At 37.2% G+C, this 20,399-nt stretch carries 17 protein-coding genes and 1 tRNA gene; 10 read left to right on the top strand and 8 right to left on the bottom strand.

Annotation, left to right across the window (positions count from 1 at the left end; genetic code table 11):
- The first annotated feature begins 14 nt into the window (after positions 1–14).
- The 4 genes from IPI99_05805 to IPI99_05790 all read left to right on the top strand — a co-directional run bounded on the left by IPI99_05805 (position 15) and on the right by IPI99_05790 (position 5,317).
- The gene (locus tag IPI99_05805) at positions 15–608 is read left to right on the top strand and encodes a DUF3109 family protein (protein ID MBK7340022.1); all 594 of its coding nucleotides are present in this window, start codon (positions 15–17) and stop codon (positions 606–608) included.
- Positions 609–758: 150 nt separating this feature from the next.
- A complete protein-coding gene (locus IPI99_05800) occupies positions 759–2,879 on the top strand; it encodes a peptidylprolyl isomerase (GenBank protein ID MBK7340021.1) in 2,121 nt (706 codons plus the stop codon).
- A gap of 171 nt (positions 2,880–3,050) precedes the next feature.
- Positions 3,051–4,337 carry a 3-phosphoshikimate 1-carboxyvinyltransferase gene (gene aroA / locus IPI99_05795; protein ID MBK7340020.1) on the top strand — a complete coding sequence of 429 codons (1,287 nt, stop codon included), beginning with the start codon at positions 3,051–3,053 and terminating at the stop codon, positions 4,335–4,337.
- A complete protein-coding gene (locus IPI99_05790) occupies positions 4,334–5,317 on the top strand; it encodes a chorismate synthase (GenBank protein ID MBK7340019.1) in 984 nt (327 codons plus the stop codon). Before aroA ends, IPI99_05790 begins: the two co-directional genes overlap by 4 nt.
- Positions 5,318–5,379: 62 nt before the next feature.
- Here IPI99_05790 and IPI99_05785 read toward each other — a convergent pair whose 3' ends face one another.
- Positions 5,380–6,567, bottom strand: coding sequence for a hypothetical protein (locus IPI99_05785; protein ID MBK7340018.1), 1,188 nt, complete (start codon positions 6,565–6,567; stop codon positions 5,380–5,382).
- 293 nt (positions 6,568–6,860) lie between these two features.
- Here IPI99_05785 and IPI99_05780 point away from each other — a divergent pair, with 293 nt between their 5' ends.
- Positions 6,861–7,937 (top strand): glycosyltransferase, encoded by a 1,077-nt coding sequence (locus tag IPI99_05780; protein MBK7340017.1) that lies wholly within the window; start codon positions 6,861–6,863, stop codon positions 7,935–7,937.
- Between the two features lie 19 nt (positions 7,938–7,956).
- On the opposite strand, the gene IPI99_05775 is transcribed toward IPI99_05780, so the two are convergent.
- Genes IPI99_05775 through IPI99_05765 form a run of 3 tightly spaced genes read right to left on the bottom strand, consistent with a single transcriptional unit; the run spans position 7,957 to position 12,696 of the window.
- A complete protein-coding gene (locus tag IPI99_05775) occupies positions 7,957–8,784 on the bottom strand; it encodes a M48 family metalloprotease (protein MBK7340016.1) in 828 nt (275 codons plus the stop codon).
- 58 nt (positions 8,785–8,842) lie between these two features.
- Complete coding sequence (locus IPI99_05770) at positions 8,843–9,628, bottom strand: enoyl-CoA hydratase/isomerase family protein (protein ID MBK7340015.1); 786 nt, start codon at positions 9,626–9,628, stop codon at positions 8,843–8,845.
- 14 nt (positions 9,629–9,642) lie between these two features.
- Positions 9,643–12,696: a M1 family metallopeptidase gene (locus IPI99_05765; protein ID MBK7340014.1), complete on the bottom strand. Its 3,054-nt coding sequence runs from the start codon at positions 12,694–12,696 to the stop codon at positions 9,643–9,645.
- Between the two features lie 167 nt (positions 12,697–12,863).
- Here IPI99_05765 and IPI99_05760 point away from each other — a divergent pair, with 167 nt between their 5' ends.
- Together IPI99_05760 and IPI99_05755 are read left to right on the top strand one after the other, a co-directional pair.
- The gene (locus tag IPI99_05760; GenBank protein MBK7340013.1) at positions 12,864–13,205 is read left to right on the top strand and encodes a DUF2853 family protein; all 342 of its coding nucleotides are present in this window, start codon (positions 12,864–12,866) and stop codon (positions 13,203–13,205) included.
- Positions 13,206–13,276: 71 nt separating this feature from the next.
- Positions 13,277–14,005, top strand: a complete 729-nt coding sequence (locus IPI99_05755) for a ComF family protein (protein MBK7340012.1) — start codon at positions 13,277–13,279, stop codon at positions 14,003–14,005.
- Between the two features lie 62 nt (positions 14,006–14,067).
- Here the strand turns inward: IPI99_05755 and IPI99_05750 are convergent, their stop codons facing one another.
- The gene (locus IPI99_05750; GenBank protein ID MBK7340011.1) at positions 14,068–15,300 is read right to left on the bottom strand and encodes an ABC transporter permease; all 1,233 of its coding nucleotides are present in this window, start codon (positions 15,298–15,300) and stop codon (positions 14,068–14,070) included.
- Positions 15,301–15,516: 216 nt separating this feature from the next.
- On the opposite strand from IPI99_05750, the gene IPI99_05745 reads away from it, so the two are divergent.
- Positions 15,517–15,762 carry a rhodanese-like domain-containing protein gene (locus IPI99_05745; GenBank protein MBK7340010.1) on the top strand — a complete coding sequence of 82 codons (246 nt, stop codon included), beginning with the start codon at positions 15,517–15,519 and terminating at the stop codon, positions 15,760–15,762.
- A 52-nt stretch (positions 15,763–15,814) separates the two neighbouring features.
- Here the strand turns inward: IPI99_05745 and IPI99_05740 are convergent.
- Positions 15,815–15,888, bottom strand: a tRNA-Ile gene (locus IPI99_05740).
- Positions 15,889–16,086: 198 nt separating this feature from the next.
- Here IPI99_05740 and IPI99_05735 point away from each other — a divergent pair.
- Both IPI99_05735 and IPI99_05730 read left to right on the top strand, forming a co-directional pair.
- Positions 16,087–16,722, top strand: a complete 636-nt coding sequence (locus IPI99_05735) for an HAD-IA family hydrolase (GenBank protein ID MBK7340009.1) — start codon at positions 16,087–16,089, stop codon at positions 16,720–16,722.
- Positions 16,722–17,198, top strand: coding sequence for a RecX family transcriptional regulator (locus IPI99_05730; GenBank protein MBK7340008.1), 477 nt, complete (start codon positions 16,722–16,724; stop codon positions 17,196–17,198). Before IPI99_05735 ends, IPI99_05730 begins: the two co-directional genes overlap by 1 nt.
- Positions 17,199–17,550: 352 nt before the next feature.
- Here IPI99_05730 and IPI99_05725 read toward each other — a convergent pair whose 3' ends face one another.
- The gene (locus IPI99_05725; protein MBK7340007.1) at positions 17,551–18,393 is read right to left on the bottom strand and encodes a hypothetical protein; all 843 of its coding nucleotides are present in this window, start codon (positions 18,391–18,393) and stop codon (positions 17,551–17,553) included.
- 176 nt (positions 18,394–18,569) lie between these two features.
- A complete protein-coding gene (locus tag IPI99_05720) occupies positions 18,570–20,390 on the bottom strand; it encodes a T9SS type A sorting domain-containing protein (GenBank protein MBK7340006.1) in 1,821 nt (606 codons plus the stop codon).
- Between the last annotated feature and the right edge of the window lie 9 nt (positions 20,391–20,399).

Raw genomic sequence — 20,399 nt, 5'->3', positions numbered from 1 at the left:
ACTTCTGAAAGAAAATGATCGCCATTCGAGATATTCTGGTAAGTGAAGATATCATAGAAGAACAGTTTATATGTTCGTTGGATCGGTGCAAAGGAGCTTGTTGTTACGAAGGTGATCTTGGAGCCCCTCTTCAGGATGAAGAGCTCGATATTCTCGATGAAATTTATCCAAAAGTCCGACCATATCTCTCTCAACGATCTATTGAAGTCATTGAAAATAATGGACTTTATGCATTTTATAAAGATTTAGGGTCCTATGGTACACAACTAGATAAAGGTGGACCTTGTGTATTTATGGGCTCAGATCCAACTGGTGTAGCATATTGCAATATTGAAAAAGCATGGAAAGACGGCCTCATTGATTTTCGGAAACCTATCTCCTGTCATCTTTATCCTATCAGAGTATTATCGAACAAAAACCAAGGGTTTACAGCAATAAATTACGACAGATGGGAAATTTGCAATCCGGGCTGCCAACTGGGTAAACAGGAAAAAATGCCCTTATATAAATTTGTCAAAGAAGCCATTATTAGACGTTTTGGAGCTCAATTTTACGATGAGCTGGGCGAAATCGCACAAGACTTGTCAAAGGAAAGCCAGGACCAGTAGAATGAAATATGCTCTACGATCCAAAATTCAGAGAAATCTCATTGAAAATCAAGCACAAAGAGCTTATCTTTGCGACTCTTAAAAAAGAAACTACAGCTCCGCTGACATTTTTTACTAAAAAGTTGAACTACAAAGACTTAATTTAGAATCATGGGATTGATAAGCAATATCAGAAAGCATCTATGGTTTGTGACGATTTTGATTGCACTCGCCTTGATCGGTTTTATTGTGATGGATATGACAACCGGCAAAGGTGCAATTTTTAACAATACAGACACTTTGGGCAAGGTAGCCGGTGAAAAAATCAACTACAAGGATTTTTTGCAAACCGAAAAAGTCCTTTACAACAACACAGATGTTGACTATTTTGGACGTAAGGAGTACTTGTGGAACCAATATGTTGAAAGAATTTTACTGAACAAAGAAGCCGATAACAATGGTACTGGTGTCTCTGAACCTGAACTCAAGGAGTTGGAATTTGGTAACTTTTTGTCTCCGGTGATCCAAAGGAACTTCCGCAACCCTTCCACAGGAGTTGTAAACCGAGAGCAGTTGAACCAATTTAAAAATGGCCTGGAAAACGAAAGCCTGCCAGCTCAGTTGACGGAATTTTGGAAAGTACAGGAAAAAGAAATCATCAAGGACAGGATGTACACAAAGCTCAACAACATCGTGAGCAAATCGCTGCATATGCCAAACTTCATGGTGGAGAGAAATCAAGTCGAAAGCAATACCAAATATACACTTATAGCGTCCAGGGTTCCTTATACGGCTATGAAGGATGATGAAGTTGAAGTAAAAGATGAAGACTACAAATCATATATAGACGCCAATCCCGGGCTTTACAAAAATGATGAAGAATCACGCACCTTGAAATATGCAGTAATACCGGTAGAGGCTACATATCAGGACTCAGCCAACATTAGAAAAATTTTAGAGGATAAAATAGCCTCTTTCAGGGATTCTAAAGACGATTCTTTATTCGTCGTAACCAATTTAGGTAAATGGGAAGAAACCTACATTACTCCGGAAAAAATATCTAAAGGTCTCGGACAAGAAATTTACAATAAAAATGTAGGGGATGTTTATGGCCCATATGTGGACGAAGGTGAGTTTCGACTTGCTAAGGTCTTGGGTAAAAAAGTATTGGCAGATTCTGTTAAATCCAGACATATTCTCCGTAGAGTATCTACTCAAGCTGAGTTTATAGCAGCAACCAATTTGTTAGACTCATTGAAAAATCTGATAGAGACAGGCAAACAATCCTTTGACTCATTGGCTATCTTGTATAGTCAAGATCCCGGCAGTGGTACAAAAGGTGGAGATCTCGGATTTGCAGGTGAGAACATGATGGTCAAACCTTTTAATGATGTTATTTTCTACAAGGGTGACAAAGGTAAGTTGTATGTAGTCCATACTGATTTCGGTGTCCATTTGGTTCAAATCACAGATCAGAAATTCCTTACCAACAGACAAGGAATAAAACTTGGAATCATCTCAGAAACGATTCAACCAGGAGATGATATTCTAAACGCAAAACTTGAAGAAGCTCAAACTTTAGTCCAAAATAATAAAACATTAGAAAGTCTAGAAAAAGCTCTCAGTGCAGAAGGAAAATATACCATTGAACTGGTAGGAAATGCCTATGAAAATACATTCAAAATCAACAAGCTTGGTGAAAATGCGAACAATATAGCTCGTGAATTCATACGCTGGTCATATGGCAAAGATGTTGCCCCAGGCGAAGTTTGTCCGGAAGTTTATTCCCTCCAGGATGACGTAAAAAAGTTTACAAACAGATATCTGATAGGTGGTTTGAGCTCAATCAATCCAAAAGGTTTAATGACAGTAGACGCTGCTAGAAATTTCATTACCTCAGATGTTATGAATAAAAAGAAGTTTGAAAAGATGAAATCTAAAGTAGGTGTAGTTTCTGATATCAATGGCTATATCGGCGAATACCACGTTGAAATCGATACGCTCACTGAAATCACTCTTCAAGGTGCTATGCTTCCTCAATTTGGAGAAGAGCCGGAGTTGTTAGCTAAAATAGGCAAACTTCCGATAGGTCAAGTATCTGAACCATTGGAGGGGAAAAACGGACTTTATGTATTTAAAGTAATTGATAAAAAAGATGCGGGCCCAATCAATAATCTGGATGCATTCAGAAGATTTTATAAGCATCCCGCTGTAAATACATCAATGACATATATGATGATTGCACTGAAAAAGAAATATAGCATCAACGACAATCGTTTTAAATTTTATTGATCTACAAGATTCATTTATAATAAAAAACCGGAGATCAATATTTCCGGTTTTTTTATTTTAAGACTATTGAAAAATGGATATGAACCGAAAATATATCATGCTCGCTGTGGAAAAGATGGCACACAAATGTAGAAGAATAAAATCTGACCCATTTAATTTGTAAAGCTCACAATGATCATTCAAATAAATTCATCTCAACCTCCTCACGGTACTTTATTTTTCAAACGGCCCTCCAAGAGCATTGCACAAAGAGCACTTGCATGTGCAGTACTTGCACAAGGTAATAGCCAAATTATCGGTGCCGGAAATTCTGCAGATGTATTGACTGCAATCAACATCTGTCGATCTTTGGGCTCAAAAGTTCATTTAGAAGAGGAAAAACTTATTGTAGAGCCAAACAAAAATGAACGTCTCTATCAACAATTAAACTGCAGAGAATCCGGATTGTGTCTGAGAATGTTCTCTCCGATCGCAGCACTTTCCTCATCAAAAACAAGTATTTTTTGTGATCGTACATTGGCAGCCAGACCACATAATTTTTTGCAAATAATGATGCGTGATTGTGGGGTACAGTTTCTATCAAGAGATGATCAATGGCCACTTGAATTTAAAGGTCCATTACACAGGAAACATATTGAAGTTGACGCCTCGATCAGTTCGCAACACGTTACTGGGCTTATATTTGCCTTTTCTTCCATTGAAAGCCAAACTGAAACAAGCATTCTCCTTATAGATCCGGTTAGTTTACCCTATATTGACCTCAGCTTGGATATTCTGAAAAATTTCGGAATCCATGTAGTTAGAAATGGAACTGAAATTATTATTCCTGCTTCCGGAAAAATGCTTGCAAATGTAATTGAAGTAGAACCGGATTGGAGTAGTGCGTCTTGTTTACTTGCAGCCGCTGCCATCTCGGGAAATGTAAAATTAATGGGATTAAAGGCGCTTTCTAAGCAGGCTGATGCAGCAATACTGAAAGCATTGGAGGTATTTGGCGCGGGTATTGAGATGGATACTATTATTCCGGCAGTCCGAGTTTTTAAGAAAGAATGCAAACCAATAGAATTTGATGCCTCAGATTGTCCTGATCTTTTTCCTGCTTTGGTAGCAATGTGTTCCGTTGCCAATGGAAAATCCACTCTACACGGCGCCAACCGATTACACCACAAAGAGTCTAATCGCGCACTTGCATTGCAAGAAGAATTTCTAAAGTTTGGAGTTAAAATTCTCATCAGTGACAACACATTAGAGGTTTATGGAAATGAAAACTTGCTCAATCCAGGCATTATTGATACTCATCAAGATCATAGAATAGCCATGGCATGTAGCGCTGCTGCTTTTAGATCGAAAGGTCAGGTGGAAATCCACCATGCTGAAGTGGTTGACAAATCATATCCTGAATTTTTCCTAGACTTGCAACTGCTTGGGGCTGATATTCGTTCATTAGGAGGATTATGAACCAGATTGGACAACAGTTTCGACTTTCCATATTCGGCGAATCTCACGGACCAAAAGTCGGTGTGAGTATCGATGGCATCCCTCCTGGAATTGCTTTAGATGTTGACGATTTCTCCAATGATTTGCAACGTCGTCGCACAGGTGGTACAGGCACCAGTACTAGACTTGAAAGCGATCAACCTGAAATCATATCCGGCCATTTTAATGGATTTACAACAGGAGCCCCTCTGACAATAATTTTTACAAATGAAAGTCAAAAATCAACAGACTACTCTTTTGTCAAAAACTCGCCCAGACCCGGACATGCTGACTTCGTGGCGGATCGTAAATATAGAGGGTTTGAAGACTATCGCGGAGGAGGTCATTTTTCAGGACGCCTTACTTTATGTCTTGTAGCCTCGGGAGTAATTGCAAAAAAAATTTTATCCTCCTGTCATTTCTCAGCCAAGGTAATTGAAATTGGTGGCAATACAGATACCGAAGAAGGACTGCAAAAAGCCATTTTGAAACAAGATTCTGTTGGAGGATTGATAAGTTGTGAAATTACTGGTGTTCCAATAGGTCTTGGTGAACCTTTTTTTGATAGCCTGGAATCTAAAATAGCCCATCTTGCATTCGCAGTCCCTGCTGTAAAAGGTATAGAATTCGGCTCCGGATTTTCTGCAAGTAGAATGTATGGTTCCGAACATAATGATGCACTACTTGATAAAGACGGTTTCACTGCTACTAATAATTCAGGTGGAATCAACGGTGGAATATCAAATGGCAATCCTATTACCTTTCGCGTAGCAATAAAACCTGCCTCGAGCACTCCCAAAGAACAATTCAGTTTTAATAAGCAATTGAATGCCCCTGCTCAAATCACAGTAACAGGTAGGCATGACTTGTGCATCGCCTTAAGAGCGCCAGTTGTAATGGAAGCGATAGCTGCAATCGCCATTGCGGATGCTTTTCTATGCAATAATTCATTTCATGTCTAAGTAGGATTGTAATTGATTTACCCTGACTCAATTCAATAAAATTAATTTTTGTGAAACAAGTGCTACTTTGTATTGATCGCATCTTCGGTCATATTCTGTCTCATCAGTATATAAACAATCCAGGAAAAAAATAAGAAATATGCTACACCCATCTGAGTTTCAAGAGTAGACTCTACCATGCAGGTAGCCCATAGCATTGCCAAGATGGAGACGGCTAATGGCGAATGATTACTGATTGACTTTTGTACGTATACCACAAGAACATAAATTAGTGAAGTTATTGCCAGTATTCCGCAAAAAGCCCATGAGAAAATAAACTGATTATGAGGTAACAAAACCTTGTCAATTCCAAAACACTCTAAATAAGTCTGTGCAGTCACATCATACAAATCACCAATACCCGAACCCGTGATCGGCTGATGCTTGATCATCTCCCAACCCACCTTCATGGATACCCATCTTTCAAGATCCGAGTAAAGCGCCCAATTAGCACCTGATTTCCATACTTGATATTGCCAGAGCATATAACTCCATTTTTGTTGGATAGCCGGAATAAACCTAATGCTCGAATATAAAAGGGCTGTACCAAGTGTAAGAAAACTTGCTACATGTAAATACTTTTTCCGGCTGATGAAAAGTAAAGAAAAATAAACAATAAATGAAATATAAAACGCACCTACCGCACTTTTTACAGCAAGAATATGAATGATAATTGACAACACGAGAAACAATAACAGATTCCATACTTTTCTTAACCCTTTCTGTTGGATCTTATTGGTCCTGTACACATCGAAAAAAAATAATGCGAAACCAACTAACATTAAACTGAATCGAATATGTGAAATTGGAGTTTTAATTGCCTTTCCACGAGCCAGCTCAGATTGATAAAATGAAAAATTACTGAAATATTCATACAAAGAAATACTGCCAAAAATGACCAGACTGATAGCTCCGGTACATAATATTGCGTAAAGTTGCCTAAATGTTATTTTTTTAAAGCTTAACCATACCAAAGGCATAAATAAAAATGGAAGTTTCATTCTGGAAAACCAGATCCACTTTTCTAAGTTATCAGACCATAAACCTGAAATAAAAACACTGAAAAAAATAAACCATAAACCCAATAGTTCAGGATGATCAATAATTTCTTTGATTTCATTCCTCAGATTAGGTTTCAAGTGTATGTATGGAAAAGTATTTACAATTGAAAAAACGGCTGTAGCTGCAAGCATTATCGTAGAAACAGACACTAAAAAATTTGACCAACACAATCCAAAAGCCAATAAATGCATGCTCCCCAGAAACATACACTGTCTACAGCTCAATCCTTCACCAGGACCACAATTTACAATCGATCTAAACTTTGAGAATGCAGTCAAAAGCCAATTTCTTTTAGTAATAATGGAGGTTTAGCCGAAATATACAATGTATTAGTAAACGCTAGGTGAATATGATCCATTATATAGGTCACCATAATAAACTGATACAAGTTAGATTATCTTCTTATGAGATTTATCTTTATGCCTGATATCAATCCACCAAAGTGAGAGTATTGATTTGTCCGCAACATTGGGGTCTGGGCCACTTGACTAGAAGTATTCCTGTTATCAGGTACTTTATAAATAGTGGACATGAGGTGTTGCTTGCATCATCCGGTGCAGGAGTGGATTTCTTGCGTTCAGAATTTCCTGAAATTGAGGTTTTTGAATTACCTGATTATAAAATAAATTACCCTTCGTCCAATATGTATTTAAACATGTTGACGCAATTGGGAAAAATGCATCTTTCAATTTGGAAAGAACACATCAAAATTCGTGAACTCGTTAGGTTGCTCAAAATAGAGCTTCTTATTTCAGACACAAGGTTTGGAGCTTTTCACGGTAAAATTCCGTCAGTCATGATTGCTCACCATTTACATATACCATTGAGTATCAAGTCATTCAGTTGGTTTAGTGATACTTGGTTGAAACTATTTTATAACAAATTTGATCGACTCTGGGTACCTGACAGGGCTGGAAGCGATAATATTTCCGGTATATTGGCTCACAATTTTAAATCCGCCAAAAAAATTTTCTTAGGCAATATTAGTCGCTTTCAAAAATTGGAGCTCAGCAAAAGGTATGACATTTGTTTTGTGCTTTCGGGACCGGAACCCCAAAGAACTATTTTGGAAGAAAAGATACTGGATTATCGCCCTAAACTTTCTCACCTTAAATGTTTACTGATAAGGGGCAAGAAAGAAATTCATCACATCATTTCTGACGAGTCTTTTCAGATTGTTGATATTCTTTATTCCCCAGAACTCAATAAGGCCATGTGTGCATCGGACATGATCGTAAGCAGATCGGGATATACAACACTGTTGGACTTGAGCATCATTTGCAAAAAAGCATTTTTAATACCTACTCCAGGGCAATTTGAGCAAGAATATCTGGCACAAGATCTGAAAGACAGAGGCATTTATTATACAATCGACCAAAAAAACATAGACTTTGAAAGAGACTTGGTAGAAGCAAATGATGGTTACACCGGGTTTTTACCCAGGAATCAAAAAAATGAAAGTCTTGATGAAATATTAGATCGAGAAATAGAATTCCTTTTTCCTCAATCCAAATCTTAATATTCCTATGATGCGCGGGTTATTTCTTGTATTTATCAATAGCTGCCCTGATTTTTTCTTTTCTATTGTCCGGGTCAGGATGTGTTGAAGTAAACTCATCTTGGCTGGAGCCTCCAGAGGCTTGTTTGAGAATTTCCATAACATCAATCATGGCTTCAGGGTTGTATTTACTATCTAGCATAAATTTTACTCCCAATTCGTCAGACTGTAATTCCTGATCTCTCCCGTATTTGAGTCCTATCAATGCAGCTGCTTGTTGAGCCATTTGTGCAGCACCATAATCACCCAGAGCTATCCCTACAGCATTGGCAAGTCCACTTAGCAAGCCTTCTTTGGACATCCGCTCACCTGAATGTCGACCGATTACGTGACCTATCTCATGCCCTAATACACCTGCAAGTTGATCCTCGTTCTGCAGTCTAGCCAACAGTGCACGGGTTATAAAAACTTGTCCCCCTGGCAGAGCAAAAGCGTTGACAGTCTCCTGGTCTGCAAGCAAATGAAAATCATACTGATAAGGCGTTTTGGCAGCTACAGAATTTTGAACCAGCTTTTTACCAACAGTTTTGACTAGATTCTGGCCTCTTTGATCAGGATCCAGACCTCCATATTGCTGTACCATCATTGGTAGAGATTGCAATCCCATAGCGATTTCTTGCTCAGGAGTGAGACTCACATGCTGTTCTATACCCAAATATTCATTATATGATTTGGTATTGCAATACTGGAAGTAAGAAAACCCAAATATTACCAAACCGATGATCAAGGGAGCACCTAATCTGGAAACCAAGCCTCTGGTACCCGGATTACCATAATTTCCTTGAGGATAGCCACTTCGTCCAAACATTGTTTTCGTTTTTGCTTATAAAATAATTCAAAAATTTATAACCTATTTTTGTATTCAATTAGTTCCCGGTAAAAACAGGAGCTCGTTTTTCAAGAAATGCAGCAACGCCTTCCTTAAAATCTGAGCTGGCACCCGCTTGGAGCTGCAGTTCCAATTCGGTATTCAACTGGGCCTCCAAATTATTATCCTGTGAAAGTAATAAAGCTTTCTTTGTTAATGCAAGTGCTTTTGTTGGCATCACAGCTAGTTTCAGAGTAAATTCAAAAGCTGACGCAAAAAACTCTTCGTCCTGGTATAACTTGAAGGCTATACCCAAATTCAATGCATCCCGGCTATCTATTTTCTCCCCGGTCATCATGTAAGCCTTAGCCCTTTGCAGGCCAATCAATCTAGGCAAAAAGAAAGTTCCTGAACAATCTGGAATCAATCCAATTTTTGAAAAAGCTTGTATAAAAGATGCAGAATTGGAGACTAAAACAATATCGCATGCCAAAGCAAGATTTGCTCCTGCTCCAGCTGCTACTCCATTGACAGCTGCAACGACCGGTTTGCTCATCGAACAGATTCTTCTGATGATCGGATTATAATGTTCAGCTAAAATCGTTTCCATGGTCGGGCCATCGACAGCTATTGCTTCTTTTAAATCCTGACCAGCACTAAATCCTCTGCCAATTCCTGTAATCATAACTGCTCTCACATCAATACTTTCCTGGCAGTAATAAAGTGCTTTTTGTAATGAAATTGACATTTCTCTGTTAAAAGAATTGTAAACTTCAGGCCTATTGAGATAGATGATACAAACATTAGATTTTAATTCATATTTGATTCCATTCAGTTCTGTCATGGCAATTTATTTTATTAGTTTAACTTAATAGAATTGATGATATTGATTAAACTTACTGGACTAAACCTACAAGTAAATGTAATTTCTTTAAAATAGTTATGAGAGTCTTGTGACTGATATAAAGTTCTGATATTTGATGAATGAAAAACTGGAAAATTGAACTGCAAATAATTTCTCAATAATCTGAGTTGAATACCGGAAGTAAATGCTGTTTGCTCACTCTTCGGAATGAGATCAGATGAAGGCTTAAAATATCCCAGATCTACATAAGGTCTGATAATCCTTCCCACTTTAGGAAAAGGTAAGTCCATACTTAGATTTACAGCTACTAAGAATGTGTTGGTGTTGCCAAAATTCCCTCGTTGTGCCACTCCATTTGCAACATGAAAACCTCCCTGGAATTCTGCAATTTGTTGTGACCATATACCCTCGGGTGCTGTTCTACCAAAAAAGAAATTTTCATTGGTTGCATCCATATATCCTTGATAAGACAATCCAACAGAACCTCTTGTAAATGAGTGAACTCCACGTGCAGCGATGAATGAGGAATTTCTCTGAGAATTCAAAGGAAAGAAAGAGGTAAAAATTCTGGTTTCAACCCCTCTTCCTTTTTTATAAATCCAATTCTTATAACAGTCAAGATCCAGTCTCAAATATTGCTCTTTATCACTATTAATTATTTTGTAACGTTCATATTGTAAATTTGCTGAAGCGCGCAAGTTTCCTAATCCATGAGTTTTTACAAAAGTATATTTGAGTTGATGAATAACATTATTTACATGATCTGTTATTGGCAACTTTTCACTATAATTCAATACCTGATCTTGAATAAAATGTACCTGATATTTTAACTCTCCATTAGATAAAATGGAATGATCATGAATGAAATTCAAAGCTACAAATGGGCTTAATTGATTATAGTTTAATATTTGCTGATCGGATAGGATTCTCGTGTACGCAAATTGTTTAGCTTTCAATCCAAAATCAATCTTGTATAAAGGCTTTCCAATAATAAATCTTGAATAACTCAGGTTGAGTTTACCGACTAGATGTTTCGTTTCTGTACTATACATCGGTTGCAGAGACCATTTGAATTTTTGCTGGGGCAATACCGGATTTGAAATTAAAGCCCCCAACATCCATTTATTATAGTCATTCCACCCAACAAGAGGAGTAATACCTATTAGATTATACGATGGTTTTTCCATCAAGGGTAGTAATGATAATCGGATTGGATCACATTTTGGAAATAAGCGATTGGGTCGGTATGTATTATTTGAAGGATAGAGATCCGTAGATCTCAACTCTCGATCTAACTCGATTTTTGTCCAATTCCGATTGGGAAAAGGCAACTTCATTTCCCTTTCAAATCCGGGAACCCAATTTTCAAAATAAATACTATCCTTAACCCAAGCTGTGATTTTAATCGGAGCTGCTATTTTGCCATGATTCTTCAAAATGAGTTGACTGCCATCTGCATTTTTTTTCAAAGATCGAATGGCATAATCCGTTTTGTTATCAGATTGTAGAAGACCTTCAAACAACCAAGATAAATCCTCTCCTGCATTCTTTTCCAGTGATGCCTTTAAATCTTCAGGATATGGGTGTTTAAACTTCCATTCATTATAATAATTCTTCATAGCTGAGTCAAACTTCTTCTTACCCCAATACTTTTCTAAATATTCTAAATAGTAGCCTGTATTTGAATAAACATCAATTCCATAATTCCACGAAAAGAAGTTGGCTGAATGCTGATCAGGATGTTGAGAGAGGTGACTTCTTTGGAATACTCTAAATCCCAATTGGTTCTGATCAAGATTGCCCAGATATTTATTCCATTTTCTGGGTAAAAAACCTTCTCTTACTGCATAGAAACTATCCATATATCTGTTCTCATAATATGTATTAATGCCTTCATCCATAAACGGGTGTTCGCGCTCATTGCTACCAAGTATCCCGTAAAACCAGTTATGTCCAACTTCGTGAGTGATGACATTATCCAGTGAAGCATCATCATTAGCTCCACTGATCACCGTGATCATGGGATATTCCATTCCTCCCCCAGCACTTAGTGCTGCTTCAACAGCTGTCGCTTGGGGCCAGGGATAAGTACCAACATTTGCAGAATAAAATTCTACAGCCCGTTTTACATATTCAGCTGATTTTGACCAAAATTTTGGGTTTTCAAAAAAGCCCCACGTTTCAATATTTTTAAATACCTGGACTTGGCAATTTGATTTCTGCACATAAAATCTCTTGGAAGCAAACCAGGCAAAATCATGGACATTCTCAGCAAGGTACCTGATTGTTTTGTATTGTGAGGATGATTCAGGATCTTTATCGTAAAGCTTGGTTTGGTTTGCAATAGCTTGTGAAGATTGTCTCACCTTTTCTTCCAAAAAACGCTTTTCGCTTTCATCTTGAAGTTCACCCGTCGATGCCACGACATAGTTTTCGGGTAAATGTATATTCACATCGAAGTTTCCAAACTCCGAAAAAAACTCTCCCTGGTCCAAATATGGCATAAGATGCCAGCCTTTAGCATCATAAACTGCCGGCTTTGGGTACCATTGGGTGATTTCATATGTATGTCCATTGTGCCCAAGTCGGCTGAAAGTGATAGGAATTTTTACCTGGAACGGAGTTTCGATTCTGATAGTTTGTCCTGGTTTCAATGGCTGATTCAAAATAAGCCAAGCCATGTCAGGATTTTTTGTGTCTATCATAAGTTTCGCTTGTTCCTGATCCACTCTAAAATCCAACTCAGTAATATTTCCCATTTGAGTAATCGGAGCGAAATGATATTTCAGTGATTTCTGCTTGCTCTTTTGCTTTGCAAATGCGGTAGACTTTGTACTGTATGCGTTCGGCCATAGATGAAATCCAATTTTGTCTAAAACATGTGGACTATTATTCGTATATTTGAGTTCTAGTTTTCCATCCAGTTGATGCTTTTTATCATCCAGACTGACACTAATTTTATAATCCGTTCTTTGCTGAAAATAAGATGTTTGAGCTTCGATCAATCCAGCAAAAAACAAAAAGAAAGCAATTACTAATAAACGCATATGATCTATCGATTAAAAGTTTCAAAGGTACGATATTCTAATCAGGCTAAAAAAATGTCTCCTTTCTTTTAGAATGGCGAAAAAAGTGACTTCCGTGAATTTTTTACGTCCACAAGTTGTTAAATTTGAGCGATTGCTCTTTCACATACTTTTATAAAACTTTAGCAATGAGTAAATTTGATGAAAAACTGGACCTGTACACAGCAGAGGCCAAAAAATTAGGAATTTCAGTAGATCCTACATTATTGAAAGCAGTGACCAAAGGTCTTGGTCCGGCTATTTATAGCAATGATTCTTCAATTGTTGCTGGAAGTGACAAATCCGAATTGGATAGGATCAAAACCAACTTTTTAATCAAAAAATTGGGCTTGGCAGACAGCAACGAATTGGATCAAGCAATCGCAGATGCAGTTCAAAAAATGGGTGCCGGAAACAAACAAAAACACAGAGCTATAATTTATTATTTGCTTGTTGAGAAGTTTAAGAAGCAATCCGTATATAATAAATAACAAAAAATTAGAAGCCGATCAATTATCTCTGGTCGGCTTTTTTTTACACCTTATTTTCCCCGAGCCATTTTATGCAATTTCCTGGACTTCATAAGTCAGCACAATTATTTAAACGTGGATTTCAATCCATGGTAGATTTATTTTATCCTCAATACTGCATTTGTTGTGAGGAAAAGTGTCTTCAGAGTAATGAACTATTCTGCGAAAAATGCCAGTACCATGTTCACCCATCGGACATGTTTCAGTATGAAACCAATCCTTTCACGGATCATTTCCAAGGCCGTATACCTCTTGTAGCAGGGTCTGCACTTTTTATTTATACTAAGGGGGGAAGAGTCCAGCAAATGCTGGAAGCTCTCAAGTATAAAAACAAACCAGAAATTGGAATTAAGATAGGCGAAAGATTCGGACAGATATTGCTCAATTCAAAATTTGTCCATGGCATCAATTGCATCATTCCGGTACCTTTGCATAAAAAAAGACAAATATTAAGAGGTTACAATCAAAGCGAAAAGTTTGCGAAAGGCTTGTCCGAGATACTAAATATCCCTGTCCGCACGGACATATTATCAAGAGAAATTGCAACGCACTCCCAAGTTGAAAAACATCGGGCAGAACGCTTTGAAAACATGCAAAGGGTTTTCAGGCTTTTGCCTGCTTCATTGAAGTACGAAGGATCCCATTTTTTGTTAGTCGATGATGTGCTCACTACAGGCGCAACTCTTGAGTCTTGTGCACGTGAATTATTGCAAATCAAGGGCTCAAAAATCAGTATGCTGACCATTGCAATGGGAAAATAAATTTACAGCTAAAGATATATTCTTACTGAATTTGAAAATAAATATAATCGATTCTCAAAAATTCATTCGTACCTAAGGGACTCTACCGGATCCAATGCGGATGCTTTCACAGCCGGATATAGTCCCGCTACGATTCCCACGATCGTACAAACTGCAAATCCTAGTATTATCCAAGCCCACGGAATGATATACGGTCCACCCATCAGTACCGTTACGATGTTGCCCAGTGGAATCGCCAAAGCTACACCCAATACTCCACCAATCAGGCAGATTAATACAGCTTCGATCAAAAATTGAATCAGAATATTTCGTCGTGTTGCGCCTAATGCCTTAATGATGCCTATTTCCTTTGTGCGCTCTGTTACAGAAACCAGCATGATATTCATCAATCCAATTGCTGCTCCCAGCAGTGTCATCAAACCAATTGCTATTGCAGCTGCTCTAAGTTTTGTGGTATTTTCTTTTAGAAACTCTATTATTCCATCACTTTTCCTGATTTCGAAGTCGTTTTCTTCAAATGATTTCAATCCTCGAACTATCCTCATAACCCCAGTAGCTGAAGAAATGACTGCTTCCATCCGTACTGCGTCGTCTACTTTCACGCTGATATCGTAGTCCAAATCTCCATACATTACTCGCCCATTGACCAGAGGAATCAGTATCCTTCTGTCGGCACCTTCATTCATACTTGCGCCTTTTGATTTAAGTACACCTACGACTTGATATTTCTGGTCGTTGACTGAAATAGATTTGAGTAATGCATATTCGGGTTTATCTTTAAATAGTTTCTTGACCAATTCCATCCCAATTATGGCTTTGGCTGATCCTGATTCTTGTTCTTGTGGAGAAAAAGATCTGCCATACTCAATTTCATACCCTGCAACTTTGAAATAGTTATCATCAATTGCCCTAACTCTAACTGTAGGATTGGTTTTTTCAGATCCAAACTTGATTGTGGCATTATTAGTGCACCCAACTGAAAGACTTACTAATCCTTGTTCTGTAAATTTCTCTTTAAACGATGTTGCCTGGAAATAATCAATTTGCTCCGACTCTTGACTTTTGCGTCCACCTTGATGGCTTCTCATGTCAGAATTGAGTCTTTGAATATTGAAAGAATTTGCACCCAAATAACTAAAATTGCTGCTCATACTAAAAATGATGCCATCTATTGCGGTAAGGATTCCCACCAGTGCCATTACTCCCAGTGCAATGATTGTAAGGGTAATGGCTGAGCGCAAAAGGTTCGCTCGAATATTACTTAGTGCTATCCTAAATATTTCCAGCTGATTCATAGTTCAAATATAAAGCCCAAATAGTCTGTATAGAATTAATTCGATCAAAGTAACCAACAAGGCTGTCAAAGCAATGGCTTTCCAGACTAACGCAATTGTCTCAAGCTAACATAGTTCGCACATTTCAGATTATTTTCATTTTTGTTTAAATTTTCAACTCCAAAGTATAAACAAAATTTTACTTTTTGGCGTTGATCTAGCAAATTCTTATTTCAAATGAAAGCAACAATAGTAGATGTTCGAACACCACAGGAGTTTCAGGGAGGCCATGTCGCTGGTTCTGTAAATATTCCTCTTCAAGAGATTCATCTCCACCTTGAAAAGCTAAAATCTTTGCCTTCACCAATCATTTTGTGTTGTGCCAGTGGTATACGAAGCCAGCAAGCCACCTCATTCTTGACTAGTAATGGCGTAGATTGCAAAAACGGCGGGTCTTGGCTTGATGTCAATGCTAACTTCTAAAAGCTCAAGGTCACGAGCTTAGCTTTCTTAGGATGTATTTTGGAAATGTAAGTGGTCCCACCTGGGCTCGAACCAGGGACCCTCTGATTATGAGTCAGATGCTCTAACCGACTGAGCTATGGGACCGGATCTGAACAATCCGGCGCAAAAGTATGAAAATCTTATTAATTATCCACGCCAATCATCCGCCGAAGATGATTAAGAGATCTCAGAATGTATTAGGAATTGATTTAAAATAAATCTCCTATCATCTAAAAGCCATGTTACCATTTAAGTTCTTTATGATGGGGTATGTTTTGCAAAAAGAATGTACGAAATTTGCGGATGATGGAAACAAAGCCGGTAACATCTTTACTTATTGATCTTGGGGGAGTATTACTTTCGCTTTATGAATCCCAAACTTCAGATCATTTCAAAAAACTGTTGGACCCTACTAAACTGCAGAATATTGATGAGTTGGTGTTTCATCCTTTTGACCGTGGAGAAATCGGAGAAGAATCTTTTTTTAATAGACTACAGACAAGATCTCTAAAGATTTTTGATGGAGAGCTCTATCGAACAGCCTGGAATGCCATGCTGGGTAGCATGTCCCTTGAAACGATTTCCACGCTTGAAGAACTCAAAAAAAAATACACCTTGATATTAGTCAGCAATACAAACCTCACTCATATCCATTTTGTCAGAAAAAAAATTGCTCAGGAATGTGGACTAGTTGATTTTGACCGCCATTTGTTTCATCACAGTGTATTGTCATTTGAAGTGTTTATGAGAAAACCTGAAAGGAGAATTTTTGAATATATCCTGCAGCATTATAATTTAAATGCAGAAGAATGTTTGTTTATTGATGACAAAATTGAAAATACAACTTCCGCTAGTGCAGTTGGCATTCAAACTCATCATATGAAACTGAATAGTGATTTCACCAGAACTATTCAAGAATTATTGCCCTCAATTTCCTAATGAATAAGATTTATTCGTCAAAAGAAATCACACTACAAAAATTACAACATTACTGTGCGTATCAGGATCGTAGTCAAAAGCAGGTTGAAAAAAAATTGTATGAGCTAAAATGCGGTAGAGAGATAGCCGGCGAAATCACTTTAGAACTTATAAAATCCGGGTATCTGAACGAAGAAAGATTTGCAAGAAGTTTTGTCAGAGGAAAGTTCAGAATCAATCATTGGGGTAAGAAAAAAATAATTCACGAGCTGGAAGTACATGGTATAACTGGAAAATTGGTTCAAATTGCTTTGCAAGAAATATCTGATGAAGAATACGAAAATGAGGCCTTTAAACAAATTATATCTCTAGCTCAGAATTCAAAAGAAATAGATTTTGCAGCAAAACAAAAAATCTTCAGATCATTATATCAAAAAGGATTTGAGTCTGAATTGATAAACTCACTTATGGATCAATACTTCATCAAAAAATGGTGATTTATTGCATAAGCCAGAAGAATTTCTTTTATAAATTATTTCATCATATTTAATAAATTAGCTCTAAATACCTAACAATTCTATTAATTGCTAAATATAGAAATATATTAAGATTAAATTCAACAGGATATCTTTGTCATTAAACTAGCTATCCTAAGAAATCAAACAATTAATGCTGGGGCGACTAAAAACTCACCCCAGCATTAATTTAAAATTTAATATTAGTAAGAATTGTTTTACTAGTTAAATTAAAAACCTTATAGTATAAACTTATAAATTAATTCAGCTAAATTTTACATCAGAATAATAATATAATCGATTTCCAACATATAAATTTATGTAGTACATGCTGTTATATATGCGATCCTCCACAACATATATATGTAAATTGAACTATTATCTTAGTATTCCAACAGTGCTCTTCACTTATATTTTCACAACTGGAACCATCGTTACAAACAGAGTAGCTAATGCTCACTGATGGTGTACAATTTGTACATATATTTGAAGGACATGCAGGCATAAATAAACTCGCAAGAAAATTCACCTGAGCTGCTATTTGATTCTGCAAAGCTATAGATACCGGAATATGTAAATATGGTGTATTTGCTTGAAATTCAGGACAATAATATGTGCTACAAGATGTAGTATTTGAGCAAAAATGGAAAGGATTCCCATCTGGATCTTCACTGAACGTCCCATATGGCAATAGACTAAAATCTAAGCATTTTGTTTCTATAACAGAACAATTTGTTGATAAGCTTGGTCCAGTACAATTGGTAGTTGCTTTACATAATTCAGTAGCAACTGCAATTGCATAAGCTCCCATATTAGGATAGTTACATGGATCTAAATTTTGACGCGAACAACAGCCTATTCCTGGGCATAAACAATTAATATTAGTGCAATTGGAAAAATTACTACAATCCGTTACCAAATCAGCCCATTGAAACTCGCTTGTATTTTTACTAAGCTGGTTAGTTGCAGTAATAGGTGTTTCAACTTCTTGCTTACATCCAATTAAACCTTGAAAAATTAAAAATAAAAGTGAAAATTTTATGAAATTCGACATTCCGATGTCATGAACTTTTAAAAATTGGGATTCGGAATGTCGAATTTCTAGTTTTTTGAAACAAAATTTCTTAATAGTGTTTTCAAAATGTCTTGAATTAAAAAATTCCTCTAGTGATTTCATGTTAATAATTTTTTAGTTATTTAATAACCAAAATTAATAAGTTATCAATTTATTAGTTAATAATATTAAAATATTAACTAAATATTAACATAAGTACGTTCTTAACCAAAAAATCCTCCAAAAATCAAAAGCCCGAAACAGTGGTCCCGGGCTTTTGATTTTACTCTGAAAACAGATTAATGCGCTACGGTAAAGTTTAGTTTACGCAAGCCGATTTCTGTTTGTATTTTCAAAATATACTGCCCTGAAGGGAGTTTGCTCACGTCAAACTTTGGATGGAATTCCTGACCTTCTTGATCAGTTTTGATGTCGATCAGCCTTCCATTAATATCCAGGATATGATAAGTGATTTCCTTTATCGGAATAGCAAATTTCAGATCTGCACGTAGATATTGATTTACAGGATTTGGATAAATATTTACCTGCAACTTGGTATCATCCAGAACATCCTTATTTCCAACCGGACAAGCAGTAGATTCGCCTAAAATTACTCCGGTAGCTGAAGAAGCCCAGAAAATGCCATTAAATCCCGTATAACCTGCAGGAGCACTAAACACTCTTGCTCCTTCAAAATCAACAACACCTGATCCTGTGGTAGTAATTTGCAAATAAGGATACATTTCCCAGTCTTCTGTGTTTGTAAAGCTCCGATAAGCCACGGTTCCATTATAATCAAATCCCTCATCAAATCCAAAGAAAACAGTCTCTGCTCCAGTAAACTTTATACTGGCAATATAAAGATCATTGCTTCCTGTAACACAATAATGGGGCTGGTCTCCAACAAAGTTTTCCAGGTTCATTCTAATGTCTCCAAATGCTGATGTATAATTACTAGGGAAAGTATAACTGCCTGCAGCCGCAATTTCCATCTCATCATTTGTGGCCTGTAGATCACCATTCAGGTCATTCCATTTGTATATATACCCTTCCATAGTCAATCCTGCTAAATTCGGTGCAAGAGTTGCCGCTCCAAATACTAACGAGTCTATAGAGTATCCTATAGCAGTTGGGCTAGTACTATAAGGCAGCCTGAACAATGACAACAGCTCATAACTACCAGGCCAGGGACTTGGAGTATAATAATTGGTTATCATCGGTAAATTCGTCGCCGGATTCCAACGTCCTTTACAAAATATATTATTCGTAATGCTAAAGGTATTCTTTGCCTTATTGTCTATATCATATAATTCTACACTGTCGGATGAGGTTACATAGCTCACTTCATAAATACCCACACCCTTCTTTAAACTGCTTAGATTTGCTGAATCATTAAACAAAAAGATCGATGAGTCAGACTCTATAGCTACTTGATCAGAGGAAATATTATCATAAATACTTTGACCTCCGAAAGATATGGTTGCGTGCGATTTGACATTTGAAGCTGAAACTATCCCGTCATTGATAATGAACATTCCGGGATAAAACAAATAATCGCTTTCTGCACGCAATTGGCCAATGGGGTAAGCACCAGCTTCAGGATTAAAAATTCGCTCAAAATTATTTACCCTTAAGTCCACATTTTGAGGAGGAATCGGTCCTATAGAAAACCATACCTCTGACCCACCATTGATAGCTGCCTTGATTCGGTTACCATCTGCTTGAGATACCATGATACATGGTACTGTAATTTGATTGGCTACATTGGCAGCCGGCATTGGAAATGGTGATCCTACCCTGTTGTTGATGACAATGACCAAAGCAGCTCCGGCTTGTTGTGCGCGAAGGCATTTTTCATCCATTAAGCAAGTACCTCTGTCGAGAATTGCTATGTTACCCGTAACTTCAGCGGAATTGGTCAATGCGCTACAACCTTCATTTGGTTTTCCAAATAAACCTTGCAAATCAAAATTCTTATCGATTTCTCCTCCAAAATCAGCCTTTGCAAACTCAATACTTCCTGCTATACCGGCAGGTTGGGAGATTCGTACCAACACCTTTTGTGCTTGTGCCGCAACTAGGCATATTACGAATAGAAAAAATAGTAGATTTTTTTTCATGGATTAGAA

The organism is Saprospiraceae bacterium (assembly GCA_016710235.1).
In the GTDB taxonomy this organism is placed as follows: domain Bacteria; phylum Bacteroidota; class Bacteroidia; order Chitinophagales; family Saprospiraceae; genus Vicinibacter.
Note: the sequence above shows the minus strand (reverse complement) of the source record. Positions and strands in the feature narration are given on the sequence as shown.

Excerpts from the sequence above, each read along its gene's own strand:
- IPI99_05805 (MBK7340022.1), top strand. The coding sequence starts at position 15 with ATGATCGCCATTCGAGATATTCTGGTAAGTGAAGATATCATAGAAGAA.
- IPI99_05800 (MBK7340021.1), top strand. The coding sequence starts at position 759 with ATGGGATTGATAAGCAATATCAGAAAGCATCTATGGTTTGTGACGATT.
- aroA (MBK7340020.1), top strand. The coding sequence starts at position 3,051 with ATGATCATTCAAATAAATTCATCTCAACCTCCTCACGGTACTTTATTT.
- IPI99_05790 (MBK7340019.1), top strand. The coding sequence starts at position 4,334 with ATGAACCAGATTGGACAACAGTTTCGACTTTCCATATTCGGCGAATCT.
- IPI99_05775 (MBK7340016.1), bottom strand. The coding sequence starts at position 8,784 with ATGTTTGGACGAAGTGGCTATCCTCAAGGAAATTATGGTAATCCGGGT.
- IPI99_05770 (MBK7340015.1), bottom strand. The coding sequence starts at position 9,628 with ATGACAGAACTGAATGGAATCAAATATGAATTAAAATCTAATGTTTGT.
- IPI99_05765 (MBK7340014.1), bottom strand. The coding sequence starts at position 12,696 with ATGCGTTTATTAGTAATTGCTTTCTTTTTGTTTTTTGCTGGATTGATC.
- IPI99_05760 (MBK7340013.1), top strand. The coding sequence starts at position 12,864 with ATGAGTAAATTTGATGAAAAACTGGACCTGTACACAGCAGAGGCCAAA.
- IPI99_05755 (MBK7340012.1), top strand. The coding sequence starts at position 13,277 with ATGCAATTTCCTGGACTTCATAAGTCAGCACAATTATTTAAACGTGGA.
- IPI99_05750 (MBK7340011.1), bottom strand. The coding sequence starts at position 15,300 with ATGAATCAGCTGGAAATATTTAGGATAGCACTAAGTAATATTCGAGCG.
- IPI99_05745 (MBK7340010.1), top strand. The coding sequence starts at position 15,517 with ATGAAAGCAACAATAGTAGATGTTCGAACACCACAGGAGTTTCAGGGA.
- IPI99_05735 (MBK7340009.1), top strand. The coding sequence starts at position 16,087 with ATGATGGAAACAAAGCCGGTAACATCTTTACTTATTGATCTTGGGGGA.
- IPI99_05730 (MBK7340008.1), top strand. The coding sequence starts at position 16,722 with ATGAATAAGATTTATTCGTCAAAAGAAATCACACTACAAAAATTACAA.
- IPI99_05725 (MBK7340007.1), bottom strand. The coding sequence starts at position 18,393 with ATGAAATCACTAGAGGAATTTTTTAATTCAAGACATTTTGAAAACACT.
- IPI99_05720 (MBK7340006.1), bottom strand. The coding sequence starts at position 20,390 with ATGAAAAAAAATCTACTATTTTTTCTATTCGTAATATGCCTAGTTGCG.